The sequence below is a fragment of the Pedobacter ghigonis genome, assembly GCF_903166585.1.
Lineage (GTDB): Bacteria > Bacteroidota > Bacteroidia > Sphingobacteriales > Sphingobacteriaceae > Pedobacter > Pedobacter ghigonis.
This window is the reverse complement of record NZ_CAESCM010000003.1, coordinates 475,023-488,275: the sequence shown is the minus strand read 5'-3', so window position 1 is coordinate 488,275 and position 13,253 is coordinate 475,023. Positions and strand designations below refer to the sequence as shown.

General features: G+C 39.4%; 15 protein-coding genes. 10 read left to right on the top strand and 5 right to left on the bottom strand.

What is annotated here, in order from left to right:
- Positions 1-11: 11 nt before the first annotated feature.
- Together HWV58_RS07570 and trpS are read right to left on the bottom strand one after the other, a co-directional pair.
- Positions 12-626 (bottom strand): deoxynucleoside kinase, encoded by a 615-nt coding sequence (locus HWV58_RS07570; protein ID WP_025144984.1) that lies wholly within the window; start codon positions 624-626, stop codon positions 12-14.
- 77 nt (positions 627-703) lie between these two features.
- Positions 704-1,702, bottom strand: coding sequence for a tryptophan--tRNA ligase (gene trpS, locus HWV58_RS07565; RefSeq protein WP_175633502.1), 999 nt, complete (start codon positions 1,700-1,702; stop codon positions 704-706).
- A 258-nt stretch (positions 1,703-1,960) separates the two neighbouring features.
- On the opposite strand from trpS, the gene HWV58_RS07560 reads away from it, so the two are divergent.
- From HWV58_RS07560 to HWV58_RS07535, 6 genes are all read left to right on the top strand, one after another.
- Positions 1,961-2,686: a lysophospholipid acyltransferase family protein gene (locus tag HWV58_RS07560; protein ID WP_175633501.1), complete on the top strand. Its 726-nt coding sequence runs from the start codon at positions 1,961-1,963 to the stop codon at positions 2,684-2,686.
- 1 nt (position 2,687) lies between these two features.
- Positions 2,688-2,978: an Asp-tRNA(Asn)/Glu-tRNA(Gln) amidotransferase subunit GatC gene (gatC, locus tag HWV58_RS07555; RefSeq protein WP_175633500.1), complete on the top strand. Its 291-nt coding sequence runs from the start codon at positions 2,688-2,690 to the stop codon at positions 2,976-2,978.
- Between the two features lie 79 nt (positions 2,979-3,057).
- Positions 3,058-3,816, top strand: a complete 759-nt coding sequence (locus HWV58_RS07550) for an ABC transporter ATP-binding protein (protein ID WP_175633499.1) — start codon at positions 3,058-3,060, stop codon at positions 3,814-3,816.
- Positions 3,817-3,870: 54 nt separating this feature from the next.
- Entirely contained in the window at positions 3,871-4,419 is a 549-nt protein-coding gene (locus HWV58_RS07545; RefSeq protein WP_175633498.1) for a cob(I)yrinic acid a,c-diamide adenosyltransferase, read from the top strand.
- 86 nt (positions 4,420-4,505) lie between these two features.
- Complete coding sequence (locus HWV58_RS07540; RefSeq protein ID WP_010603503.1) at positions 4,506-4,727, top strand: DUF2795 domain-containing protein; 222 nt, start codon at positions 4,506-4,508, stop codon at positions 4,725-4,727.
- Positions 4,728-5,433: 706 nt separating this feature from the next.
- Positions 5,434-5,592, top strand: coding sequence for a lmo0937 family membrane protein (locus HWV58_RS07535; protein WP_143009563.1), 159 nt, complete (start codon positions 5,434-5,436; stop codon positions 5,590-5,592).
- 97 nt (positions 5,593-5,689) lie between these two features.
- Here HWV58_RS07535 and HWV58_RS07530 read toward each other — a convergent pair whose 3' ends face one another.
- Positions 5,690-6,355, bottom strand: a complete 666-nt coding sequence (locus tag HWV58_RS07530; protein WP_175633497.1) for a 2-C-methyl-D-erythritol 4-phosphate cytidylyltransferase — start codon at positions 6,353-6,355, stop codon at positions 5,690-5,692.
- A gap of 58 nt (positions 6,356-6,413) precedes the next feature.
- Complete coding sequence (gene queA / locus HWV58_RS07525; protein ID WP_175633496.1) at positions 6,414-7,463, bottom strand: tRNA preQ1(34) S-adenosylmethionine ribosyltransferase-isomerase QueA; 1,050 nt, start codon at positions 7,461-7,463, stop codon at positions 6,414-6,416.
- Between the two features lie 201 nt (positions 7,464-7,664).
- Between queA and HWV58_RS07520 the strand changes: the two genes are divergently transcribed.
- Positions 7,665-8,909 carry an ABC transporter permease gene (locus HWV58_RS07520; protein WP_175633495.1) on the top strand — a complete coding sequence of 415 codons (1,245 nt, stop codon included), beginning with the start codon at positions 7,665-7,667 and terminating at the stop codon, positions 8,907-8,909.
- Positions 8,910-9,200: 291 nt separating this feature from the next.
- On the opposite strand, the gene HWV58_RS07515 is transcribed toward HWV58_RS07520, so the two are convergent.
- Positions 9,201-10,397, bottom strand: a complete 1,197-nt coding sequence (locus HWV58_RS07515; RefSeq protein WP_175633494.1) for a pyridoxal phosphate-dependent aminotransferase — start codon at positions 10,395-10,397, stop codon at positions 9,201-9,203.
- Positions 10,398-10,509: 112 nt separating this feature from the next.
- Here HWV58_RS07515 and HWV58_RS07510 point away from each other — a divergent pair, with 112 nt between their 5' ends.
- From HWV58_RS07510 to bioA, 3 genes are read left to right on the top strand one after another with little or no spacing between them, the layout of a single operon-like run.
- Positions 10,510-11,496: a cation diffusion facilitator family transporter gene (locus HWV58_RS07510; RefSeq protein ID WP_175633493.1), complete on the top strand. Its 987-nt coding sequence runs from the start codon at positions 10,510-10,512 to the stop codon at positions 11,494-11,496.
- Positions 11,483-11,935, top strand: coding sequence for an NUDIX domain-containing protein (locus HWV58_RS07505; protein WP_175633492.1), 453 nt, complete (start codon positions 11,483-11,485; stop codon positions 11,933-11,935). Before HWV58_RS07510 ends, HWV58_RS07505 begins: the two co-directional genes overlap by 14 nt.
- A 5-nt stretch (positions 11,936-11,940) precedes the next feature.
- Positions 11,941-13,242: an adenosylmethionine--8-amino-7-oxononanoate transaminase gene (bioA, locus tag HWV58_RS07500; RefSeq protein ID WP_175633491.1), complete on the top strand. Its 1,302-nt coding sequence runs from the start codon at positions 11,941-11,943 to the stop codon at positions 13,240-13,242.
- Positions 13,243-13,253 lie beyond the last annotated feature (11 nt).

Genomic DNA, 13,253 nt, shown 5'->3' with positions numbered 1-13,253 from the left:
TAAGCAAATGGCTAAAATAAACCGTTAATTTCGGCCTCGATAGACTGGATTACTGTTCCTAAATCTTCGGGGTTATTGGTGAAATCCAATTTGTCTTTATCCAGGATCAGTAATTTACCCAGGTTGTAGCCTTTAATCCAGGCTTCGTATTTTTCATTCAGCTTAGAAAGGTAATCGATCCTGATCCCAGCTTCATATTCGCGGCCACGGCGTTGGATATTGTTAACCAAAGTAGGTACCGATGCACGCAGGTAAACCAACAAATCGGGTGGTTTAATAAACGAGGTAATGTTGTCGAAAATTGCACGGTAATTGTCGTGATCGCGGGTAGTCATTAAGGCCATATCGTGCAGGTTCTCTGCAAAAATATGGGCATCTTCGTAAATTGTCCGGTCTTGTATTACGTTGCGTTTGTTTACTTCAATATCGGTAATCTGCTGAAAACGGCTGTTCAGGAAATAAATCTGAAGGTTAAAACTCCAGCGCTTCATGTCGCTATAAAAATCTTCCAGATAAGGATTATTGTCTACAGCTTCGTACAAAGCTTCCCAACCATAATTTTTTGCCAGAAGGCCAGTTAAAGTAGTTTTACCAGCACCAATATTCCCTACAATTGCTATATGCATATGTTCTTGCGTTTTGCGTTCGGCGTTTTGCGGGAGGCGTTGTTTCGCCAAACGCTAAGCGCTTATCACAATATTAATTAAAAACTTTTAAACCCAATTAAACTACGTACTTCCCTGATCGTTTTTTGTGCGCTTTCGCGAGCCTTTAATGCACCGTGTTTGGCTACCTGTCTTAAATAAGAATCATCTTTGGCAATGTCCTGAATACGCTCGCGCATTGGGGCAGTGGCAATAATCATATCTTCGGCCAGTTGTTTCTTAAAATCGCCATAACGGATCTGCATTTTGTTGTACAGGTCGTCGAAATGCTGGTGGGTATCTACACTCGAAACCACTTTCATTAAATCGAACAGATTTTGAATAGGCTCTGGCTTTGGCTGGTTTTCTTCAGTTGGGCCGCCATCGCTAACCGCACGCATTACTTTTTTACGGATAGTTTCCGGATCGTCAGAAAGGTAAACCGCATTGGCTTCGCCTTCTGATTTGCCCATTTTACCTTTGCCATCTAAACCTGGTACTTTAACCAGTTTATCCGAATAGCTAAACGCATAAGGTTCAGGGAAATATTCGGTATTGTACAGGCGGTTAAAACGGTTACCAAATGTACGCGCCATTTCTAAGTGTTGCTCCTGATCTTTTCCAACCGGTACTTTAGTGGCTTTGTGGATCAAAATATCAGCCGCCATTAAAACAGGGTAGGTTAACAAACCTGCATTTACATTATCAGGATTTGCACGCACCTTATCTTTAAAAGAAGTACTGCGCTCCAGTTCGCCCATATAGGCGTTCATGTTCAGGTATAAATAAAGCTCAGCAATTTCTGGTACATCGCTTTGTATATAAATGGTACTGTTTTCCGGATCTATTCCGCTGGCCAGGTATTCAACCAGTACATGTTTAATATTGCCATGTAAATCGGCCGGGGTAGGATGTGTTGTTAAAGAGTGTAAATCGGCAATAAAAAAGTAGCAATTGTAATCGTTTTGCATTTGCACAAAGTTTTTTACTGCACCGTAATAATTACCTAAATGTAATTTTCCTGTTGAGCGGATGCCGCTCACCACTGTTTCTTTCATAATGGCACGAAATTAAAAATAAAATGCAAGCATTGTATAACATGTGATCAATTTTATATCAATTTAGGTGCAGCCTTAATAGTTTTTGTTATCCTGAACCGGTCGAAGGATTACAGTTAACTATAATTTACTGATTGCTCCGGTAAAAGCGCTATATTCCTGGTTTCTTTTACAACCAGAGTTCCAATTAGACAGGCCCAAAAAATCATTTAAACAAAATGTAATTATGTCAACCTATTTTATATTTTTGATGCTTCTATGATTAAAATTCTTCGTCAGCTGCACCGCATATGGTTTCTTTTCTGCATCATGTTCTTTTTTGCGCTGTTTTATCCTTTCTATTATCTAACATCACGCAATGAAAAGTATTATGGCGCATTAAATTTCTTCAGAAAAGCCAACAGTTTTCTTTGCAGTTTTTTTGCCGGAGTGTTTTTCTCCTATCATTATGAGGAAAAGTTAGATCGCAATCAAACTTATATTTATTGTGCCAACCATAGCTCTAACCTCGATATCATGATTTTTTGCATTATGGGGCATGGGAAGTATCATTTTATGGGAAAAGATGAACTTTTGAACAACCCGGTGCTGGGTATTTTCTTTAAAACCATTGATATTGCTGTAAACCGCGATAGCAAAATTTCGGCCTTCAGGGCTTTCAAAAAGGCTGGCGAAAATTTAGAGAAAGGCATGAGCCTGATTATTTTTCCGGAAGGAAAGATCGATGATCATTACCCCCCTAAACTTGGCGAATTTAAAAACGGTCCTTTTCGCCTTGCCATCGATAAAAATATTCCGCTGGTGCCGGTAAGTTTAGCCAATGTTTGGCAAATTAACTGGGATGATGGCGCAAAGTATGGAAGTAAGCCGGGAATTTGCGATATTTACGTCCACAAACCTATAAACACTGCCTCAATGGCTGCCGATGACTCGGATGCCTTAAAAGAGCAGGTTTACCAATTGATTGATAGTAAATTAGTATAGCATGAATTTAGACGCAAAAACCATTCATAAAATAGCCGATCTGGCCAGGATTCATATTGATGAGCAGCAAGTGGATGTTTTGATTCCGGAAATGAATAAAGTTTTATCATTCATGGAAAAATTAAATGAGTTAGATACCACCAATGTAAAACCTTTGGTTTATATGAACGAATCGGTTAATGTTTGGCGCGAAGATGTGGTGAAACAGGAAATTACTACTGCCGAAGGCTTAAAAAATGCCGCCAAACATAGCGACGAATTTTTTATGGTACCTAAAATCATCGAGAAATAACAATTACAGGTATTTCGGCACGAAATTTTTAATCTCTTGTAACATACCTGCCATTGCCCTTGTCTAAAAAAGAAAAAACATGGAGAAACCACTCATTACTATAAAGGAAATTGGCCGTAAATATGTTATTGGATCTGAAGTGATTCACGCTTTAAAATCAGTTTCTTTAGATATCAATAAAGGCGAATTTGTAGCACTGATGGGACCATCTGGTTCGGGTAAATCGACCTTGATGAATATTTTAGGTTGTTTAGATACTCCTTCAAGCGGCACTTATGTGTTAAATGGCACAAATGTAAGTCACATGAGTGATGATGCGCTTGCCGAAGTGCGTAACAAAGAAATTGGGTTTGTGTTTCAAACCTTTAACTTGTTACCGCGTTCAACTTCACTGGATAATGTGGCTTTGCCATTAATATATGCCGGAAGCAGTAAAAAAGACCGTCAGGCCAGAGCTGCCAAAGCTTTAGAGAATGTGGGTTTAGGTAACCGTATGGACCATAAACCTAACGAACTTTCGGGTGGTCAGCGCCAGCGTGTAGCTGTGGCAAGAGCACTCATTAACGATCCCTCTATCATTCTTGCCGATGAGCCAACCGGTAACTTAGATACCAAAACCTCAATCGAAATTATGGGTTTGTTAGAAGAGATTCACAGCAAAGGCAACACCATTATTCTGGTAACACACGAAGAAGATATTGCCCAGCACGCACATCGGATTGTACGTATGCGCGACGGATTGATCGAAAACGATTATTTAAACACCGAAGTGAAAAATGTTTCACCACGCTTACAGGCTTTGAAAGAGAGTGGTAGCGATTGGGAGAAAATTAACTAAGGTTGATGGCATAAGGCTTTAAACGTTAAACTTCCTGCCTTTAACCTTTTCATTATGAAAATCTACACTAAAACCGGCGACAAGGGTCAAACCTCACTTATTGGTGGTACCCGCGTGCCTAAATTTCACCACCGTATCGAAACCTACGGAACCGTTGATGAGCTCAATTCCTACATCGGTTTAATCATGTGCCAGGATATTAATCCGCATTACAAACAGTTGTTAAAGGAAATACAGGATCGTTTGTTTACGGTAGGCGCATCTTTAGCGGCCGACCCTGAGAAATCGAAAATGAAAATCCCCGATTTGCATGATAGCGACATTGTTCTGCTCGAAAAGGAGATGGACGAGATGAATGAAATTTTACCTGCTTTAAAACATTTTGTACTGCCCGGCGGAAATACTGTAGTATCTTACTGTCATCTGGCCAGGTGCGTATGCAGAAGGGCAGAACGCCTTGCTGTTGAGCTTGCAGAAAATAGCTTTGTAGATGAGCGGGTAACGATTTATCTGAACCGTTTAAGCGATTATTTGTTTGTTTTGGCACGAAAACTGACGATGGATTTCAACGCGGAAGAAAACATTTGGATCCCGCGGGTTTGATAGTTGAAAAATAAGTTTGTTTTGCTCAAAAATTTTAATATACTTTGCGCATAATAAAGGAATACGAATTAAATTGAATTGATGATATGTATTGGACATTAGAATTAGCATCGCACTTGGAAGACGCACCATGGCCTGCAACTAAAGACGAATTGATTGATTACGGTATCCGTTCTGGTGCCCCTGTAGAAGTTATTGAAAACCTGCAGGCATTAGAAGATGATGGCGAGCCTTATGAAACTATTGAGGAAATCTGGCCAGATTATCCAACGAAAGAAGATTTCTTCTTTAACGAGGACGAATACTAACAACAAAATAAGGAACCTTCCGGCGAAACCGGGAGGTTTTTTTATGCTTGTAACAATTCCTTTTTTTGTTTCCCGCTGATCTCGCGGAGTACGCTGATAGTGCTATCCATTTAATCTGCATATTGATCAATTAAATCTGTGGGAAAATAATTAGAGGTTTGGTTCTGCTGATTTCGTAGAGCACGCTGATGAAACTATGTATTGTATCTTCGTTTATCCTCTTAAATCTGCGGGAGAATAATTTGGAGTTTTGTTTCCCGCTGATCTCGCAGGGCACACTGATGAAACTATGTATTGTATCTGCGTTGATCCTCTTTAATCTGCGGGGGGAATAATTGAAAATTGTGTTTCCCGCTGATTTCGCAAAGCAAGCGGATGAAATTATGTATTGTATCTGCGTTTTTCCTCTTTAATCTGCGGGAGAGTAGTTGGATTTTTTTTTTCCGCTGATCTCGCAGAGCGCGCTGATGAAACTATGTATTGTATCCGCGGTTTATCATCTTAAATCTGCGGGAGAGTAATTGGAGGTTTATTCCCCGCTGATCTCGCAGAGTACGCTGATGAAACTATGTAATGTGTCTGCGTTGATCCTCTTTAATCTGCGGGCAAAAAAAAATCAAACCAATAAATCTTTACAAATCTTAAACAAAAGCTAAAAATCAGGTGTTAATACTGCAATAATTTACATTACTAAAAAATTAACACTATGGGAAATTTATTGTATTTAGTCGCAGTAGTATTGGTAATACTTTGGGTCATCGGATTTATATTTCACGGCTTCGGCGATGTTGGCGGTATAATCCACGTTTTGTTGGTTATCGCAGTGATTGCCATTCTGCTTAAAATTATTGGCAGGGCAGCATAAAATATAAGGATCTGCTATGCACCTCTTTTAAGTACACTTTAAAACAGATGAATAACAAAAAGGAGTTTCAATTATTGAAACTCCTTTTACAATAAAATTAGTGTTTGAGCAGCAACTCGGCTAGCTCCAAATCTATAGGATAGGTGATTTTAATATTACTCCGTTCACCTTCAATAATATTGATGTTATAGCCAATTGATTCTACCACGCTGGCATCATCAGTAAAATGGCTATCGAATTCCTGATTATAAGCCTCTTTAAGCACCTTAAGGCTAAATGTTTGAGGTGTTTGTACCAGATAGATCTCATCGCGCTTCAATGCCGATGTTTTGTCGTTTTTAAATTGCCGTACACTATCGCTCGATTGTACAGCGGCAATAACGTTACCCCGTTGCGCTGCAGCCTGATAAGCATTATCGATTAATGTTTTCGAAACCAGCGGACGAACAGCATCATGTATAGCCACAAAACTATCTTCTTCAATGGTATAAACCGCATTTTTAACCGAATGGAAGCGTTCTGTACCACCATCAATCACCTGGTGTGGAATGCGGAAATTAAATTCATCGCATAACCTGCGCCAGTAAGCTTGCTGCTCCTTATTTAAAACCAATAAAATTTTAGGCTGAGATTCGCTTTGCGCAAAAGCTTTTATGGTATGCATTAAAACCGGGAGGTTTTTGAGCAATAAAAATTGTTTTGGGGTTTCTGTTTGCATCCGATTGCCAGAACCGCCTGCTACAATTATAGCGTAGTATTTCATAGTTGTGCGTTTAGGGTGTGGCGTTTAGCACTAAACCGCTAAACGCCAACCGCAAAACTTATATAATTAGCATGGCATCGCCATAGCTATAGAATTTGTATTTTTCTTTAACTGCAACCTCATACGCATTCATTACGTTTTCGTAGCCACCAAAAGCGCTTACCATCATCAATAAAGTAGATTCTGGCGTGTGGAAATTGGTAATCATAGAGTTTGCAATACTGAAATCGTAAGGAGGGAAGATAAACTTACTGGTCCAGTCGTTTGCAGCCTTTAAAGTTCTGTTTGCAGAAACAGCCGATTCGATTGCACGCATAGAAGTAGTACCTACTGCACAGATTTTTCTTTTGTTTTCTAAAGCCTTGTTCACAATATTGGCATCTTTTTGCTCGATAATAAACTGCTCAGAATCCATTTTGTGTTTGGTTAAATCTTCAACCTCAACCGTTCTGAAAGTTCCTAAACCAACGTGTAAAGTTACTTCAGCAAAATCAACACCTTTAAGCTCAAGGCGTTTCATTAACTCGCGACTAAAGTGTAAACCAGCGGTAGGAGCTGCAACAGCACCTTCGTGTTTAGCAAAAATAGTTTGGTAACGCTCTTTATCCTCAGCGGTGGCTTTACGTTTAATGTATTTAGGAAGTGGTGTTTCGCCTAAAATTTCAACGTTTTTTCTAAACTCTTCGTCGGTACCTTCAAATAAGAAACGGATAGTACGTCCGCGTGAAGTAGTGTTATCTACAACCTCAGCAACCAACAAATCGTCATCACCAAAGTATAATTTATTACCAACGCGGATTTTACGGGCCGGATCAACCAAAACATCCCATAAACGCAGTTCTTTATTTAATTCACGTAATAAGAAAACTTCGATAGTTGCACCGGTTTTCTCCTTGTTACCATATAAACGGGCAGGAAAAACCTTAGTGTTATTCAATATCATTACGTCTTTATCGTCGAAATAACCTAAAACGTCTTTGAAAATTTTATGTTCAATTTTACCGCTGTCTTTGTGTAAAACCATTAGGCGAGCTTCGTCGCGTTCTTCAGCCGGGTTATTGGCTACCAATGATTCAGGTAAGTTAAATTTGAATTGTGATAATTTCATTCCTGATGAATTTTTTGAGGTGCAAAAATACGAATTTAATTTTTCTTTTCGGTATTTTATCAAACGCATTTGAAGTATATTATGTTTTACTTCATTTTAAGTTAAATTATACAGTTTGTTAGTGCCTCGCAGCCATAAAAATTAATTAGTTTTGAAGATATGTTGTAACCTTTTAACAGGCTTTGCATCTAATCTCTAATTATGATAATCTTTAGGCTAATAGGCGAGAGTTTCCGTTTTGCATTTGATGCGTTGCGCCAGAATAAATTGCGTACCATGTTATCGCTTTTGGCTATAACCATTGGTATTTTTACCATTATTGCGGTATTTTCTGCTGTAGATACCTTTCGGGGTAAACTGCAATCGAGCGTTGATAAACTAGGTTCAAACACCATTTATGTGCAAAAATGGCCCTGGAGCTTTGGCGATAATTATCCCTGGTGGAAATACATGAACCGCCCTCAGCCTTCGTTACGCGATTTTGAAGCGCTACGCGAAAGGATTGAAAATGCACAAGGCGTAACCTTCGAAATATCGACTAACGACCGGACCATTAAGTACCGAAGTAATTCGGTTGAGGGGATTTCGGTTTGGGCAGCCTCACACGATTTTAATAAAACCTGGAATTTTGAGCTAGAGGATGGACGTTACTTTACCGAAAATGAGAGTAAAAATGGTTCGCCGGTTTGTATTTTAGGTTCTGATATTGCCGATGGTCTTTTTGATGGAGATAGAGCGGTAGGAAAGCAGGTTCAGATTTTAGGCCGGCGATTAACCGTTGTTGGTGTTTTCAAAAAAGAGGGTGAAGATATGCTGGGTACTTCGCTTGATAAAAACGTAAATATTCCGATCAGTTTTGCTAAAGGTGTACTGGATATCCAGAGCGAACGTTACGGACCACAAATTACTGTGCGTGGTAACGATAATGTGAGTTTGGAAGAGGTAGAAAGTGAATTGAGGGGTTTAATGCGCTCTATTCACCGCATCAGGCCTGGACAGGAAGAAGATTTTGCGCTGAATAAAACCACCATTTTATCGAACCAGCTAGACTCGATGTTTAAAATGGTAAATATTGCCGGATGGGTTATTGGTGGCTTCTCTATTTTGGTAGGTGGTTTCAGTATTGCCAATATTATGTTCGTTTCGGTTAAGGAACGGACCAACATTATCGGGATTCAAAAATCGTTGGGCGCTAAAAATTATTTCATATTGCTACAGTTTATATTTGAATCTATTTCCCTTTGTATTTTGGGAGGGTTGCTCGGGCTGTTACTCGTGTACCTGTTTGCGCTTGGGATTGGTGCTGCAACAGATTTCCATATCATATTGGGCTTGAATAATATTGCTTTAGGAATCGGGATCTCGATTATTATCGGTACTATTTCCGGATTCTGGCCAGCATATTCGGCTTCGAGGTTAGACCCGGTTGAGGCGATAAGAAGTTAATTCAATTGGCAGTTGGCAGTTTGCAAAGGTGAATACTGTGTAGCTGTCGCGGTTAATAAACCTTATTGAAGTGGATAGCCCGCAAAGCCGGTTTTTCACCGGATGCGGACTAATAACGGAAAGAAGGACTAATTTGCCATGAAATACTGGCCTTCATTTTCAAAATATAAAAGATACTTTTGGTTCTCGGTGTGATGCCAGGTACCGGATAAAAATAAACCCCTCGTTAAACTGAATTAACGAGGGGTTTGTTGTGATATAGTTAACTGAAAACCATTAACTGTTAGTTAATTAGGCTAGTTTACCTAAAGCTTCTTTAATTCTTCTTAATGCTTCAACCAGGCTCTCGTCTGATGCTGCATAAGATAAGCGGATATAGTTGTTGTTACCGAACGAATCGCCACCTACAGTTGCTACGTGACCTACGTTTAGTAGATATAAAGCTAAATCAGCAGAATCTTTAATTACGTTGCCATCAGCATCTTTTTTACCAAAGAAAGAGCTGATTTCAGGGAAGAAGTAAAAAGCACCATCAGGCAGGTTGGTTTTTACACCTGGAATTTCGTTTAATAAGTTGTAAACCAGTTCTCTTCTGCGCAAAAAGGCTTCTTTCATTACTAAAACGCTTTCTAAGCCTTGTTCGTAAGCCACAATACCTGCGCGTTGTGCAATAGAGCAAGTACCAGAAGTGGTTTGTCCTTGTAACTTATCGTTTGCAGCAGCAATTTCTTTGTTTGCAGCAATGTAACCTAATCGCCAGCCAGTCATTGCAAATGCTTTAGAGAAACCGTTTACAATAATTACACGGTCTTTAATGCTATCAAATTGCGCAATTGATTCGTGCTTATCTACAAAATTGATGTGCTCATAAATCTCATCAGAAAGGATGTAAATATTCGGGTGTTTTTCGAAAACTGCTACTAAAGCTGCCAACTCTTCTTTGCTGTAAACCGAACCGGTTGGGTTACAAGGCGAAGAGAACATGAATAATTTACTTTTTGGGGTAATGGCTGCTTCTAGCTGTGCAGGCGTAATTTTGAAATTGCTTTCAATATCTGTATCGATAAAAACAGATTTACCTTCGGCAAGCGTAACCATTTCTGAATAAGAAACCCAGTAAGGTGTAGGGATAATTACCTCATCATCCGGATCAATTAATGTTAAAATTACGTTCGATAACGATTGTTTGGCACCTGTTGAAACCACGATCTGAGAAATATCGTAATCTAAATTGTTTTCTGTTTTAAGTTTATTTACGATCGCCTGGCGCAGGTCAGGATATCCCGGTACCGGCGAGTAGCGTGTATAATTTTCGTCTAATGCTTTTTTAGCAGCATTTTTTACGTGGTCTGGCGTGTTAAAATCGGGTTCACCAACGCTTAAACTGATTATATTAATGCCCTTTGACGCTAGTTCGCGGCCAAGTTTGGTCATTTTAAGGGTTGCAGATTCTGACAGGCTGTTGATTCTTTTCGATAAGGTGCTCATGGTTAATTACTTTGAGCGCAAATATATAAACCAAATATTATTCTGCACTAAAAAACCTATATTTTTCTCATTTAATTTATGCGATAAGCGTATTTTTGTACAAAAAAGCACTGTGTCGGTAAAGAAAAAAGCAATTGTATTGTCGTTAGTGGTGAGCGTTTTATTGATGCTGGCCAAGTTTACAGCTTATTTTATTACGGGATCTAACTCCATTTTAACCGATGCTGCCGAAAGTATCGTAAATGTAATTGCCGGCAGTTTTGCTTTTTACAGCATTTACCTCAGTACGCAACCCCGCGATGAAAACCATCCATACGGACATGGTAAAGTTGAATTCTTCTCTGCCTTTGTAGAGGGAATCCTGATCCTGATTGCGGGTGTTATCATTATCTTCAAATCATCCTACAACCTCATTTACCCACATACAGTAGGGCAATTGCTGGAGGGAACGCTGATTATTGGAATTACCGGACTGGTTAATATGATTGTTGGCTTATATCTTATTAATGTAGGAAAAGATCAGCATTCTATTACCTTGCAGGCCGATGGCAGGCACTTGTTAACCGATACCTATACCAGCGCTGCCATTGTGGTAGGCTTAATTCTGATTCAGCTAACAAATATTATTTGGCTGGACAGTTTGCTTTCTGTTCTGGTAGGTTTTTATATTGTTTACTCGGGTTATAAACTCACGCGTGGTTCGGTTGGGGGCTTAATGGATGAAAGTGACTTTACTTTGGTGGAAGAGGTGGTGGAAGTATTGCAGAAAAACCGCCATAACCCCTGGATAGATGTACATAACCTGCGCACACAGCAGTATGGCCCCGAATTTCATATCGATTGCCATGTAACTTTACCTTACTATTTCGATTTAAATAAAGTGCATCGCGAAATTTCGCAGATTGATGAACTCATCAATTCAAACGGTGTACGCAAGGCTGAGCTTTTTATTCATGCCGATCCCTGTTTGCCCGAATGTTGCCACTATTGTCATATGAGCGAGTGTCCGGTACGATCGGAAGCTTTTAGAAAAGAAATTGTGTGGACACCTGAAATTGTAATCAAAAATAAAAAGCATTTCGAAAATGAGCTACTTTAATGTCCGCGTGTACGGGCTCTTAATTAACCAGAATAACGAGGTTTTGGTAAGTGATGAAGAAGAATATGGCTTCCGTTTCAGTAAATTTCCCGGAGGTGGCTTAGAGTTAGGAGAAGGTTTGATAGACGGATTGAAGCGTGAATTTGTAGAAGAATGTGAGGCTGAAATTAATGTACTCTCGCATTTTTACACTACAGATTTTTATGAAAAATCATCGTTTAACGATAGTCAGGTGATTAGCGTGTACTATCTGGTTAAGGAAAAAGCACCCCTAAAACTGGCTTTTAAAGCTAAAATTTACGATTTCGATGGGAAAGGTGAAATTTTGCAGGCTTTCAGGTGGGTTAAAATTGAAGATTTAGCCATCGATGAAATCACCTTTAAAACAGATAAAACCGTAGCACAGCTTTTAAAAGATCAATATTCCGTAAATCATTAATTATTATGTCAGATACTTCAGAATTTCAAGCTCCAGATACCAACTTAAATTTAGCCGAACGCGATAAAAAAGTAATCTGGCATCCTTATACCCAAATGAAAAATGCTTTACCCCACATTCCGATTGTAAGGGGTGAAGGTGTTTACGTTTTCGACGAGAACGGTAAAAAGTATATTGATGCAGTTTCTTCGTGGTGGGTGAATATTCACGGTCATTCACACCCTTATATTGCACAAAAGGTTGCTGAGCAACTTAGCGTACTTGAACACGTAATTTTTGCCGGTTTTACCCACGAACCTGCTGTTTTGCTGGCTGAAAGGCTTTTGCCTATTTTACCGGGTAAACAAGACAAGGTTTTTTATACCGATAATGGCTCTACAGCCGTAGAAGTAGCGCTTAAAATGTGCCTGCAGTACTGGGATAATAAAGGTAAACCCAAAACCAGGATCCTGGCCTTTAAAAATGCTTACCACGGTGATACTTTTGGCGCCATGTCGGTTAGCGGACGCAGCATTTTTACCGATGCCTTTAACAGTTTGCTTTTTGATGTCGATTTTATTGAGCTGCCAAATGCTGATAATATCGAGGAGCTTACTGCTTATATTTCGCAGTTGACAGATACCGCCTGTTTTATCTTTGAGCCATTAATTTTAGGCTCGGGTGGGATGCTAATGTACGAAGCAAAATACCTTGATGAACTGGTTTCAGCTTGCAGAAAGGCCGGTATTTTAATTATCGCCGACGAGGTAATGACGGGTTTTGGTCGCACCGGAACTTACTTTGCCTGCGAAAAACTGAACCAGAAACCTGATATTATTTGTTTAAGTAAAGGTTTAACCGGAGGCACTATGCCTTTGGGAATCACTACCTGTACCGATGAAATTTTTGATGCCTTTTTAAGTGAGGATAAACTAAAGACACTTTATCACGGGCACTCATTTACAGCAAACCCTATAGCTTGTGTAGCTTCGCTGGCGAGTTTAGATATTTTACTGAAAGAAGAAACCCTGGCTAATATTAAGCGGGTAGAGGCTAAACATGCTGTATTTTTACAGGAAATAAAAGGGCACACCAAAGTAAAATCGGTTAGACAAACAGGCACAATTATCGCCATTGAATGGGAAACAGGTAATGAAACTTCTTATTTAAGTAACCTGCGCAACTTGTTGTATGCTTACTTTTTAGATAAAGGCATTATATTAAGACCTTTAGGCAATATCATTTATATTCTGCCGCCTTATGTGATCAGCGATGCTGACCTCGATTATATTTACGGTGCTATAAAACAGGCTTTAGCAGAAATTTAACGATTATACCG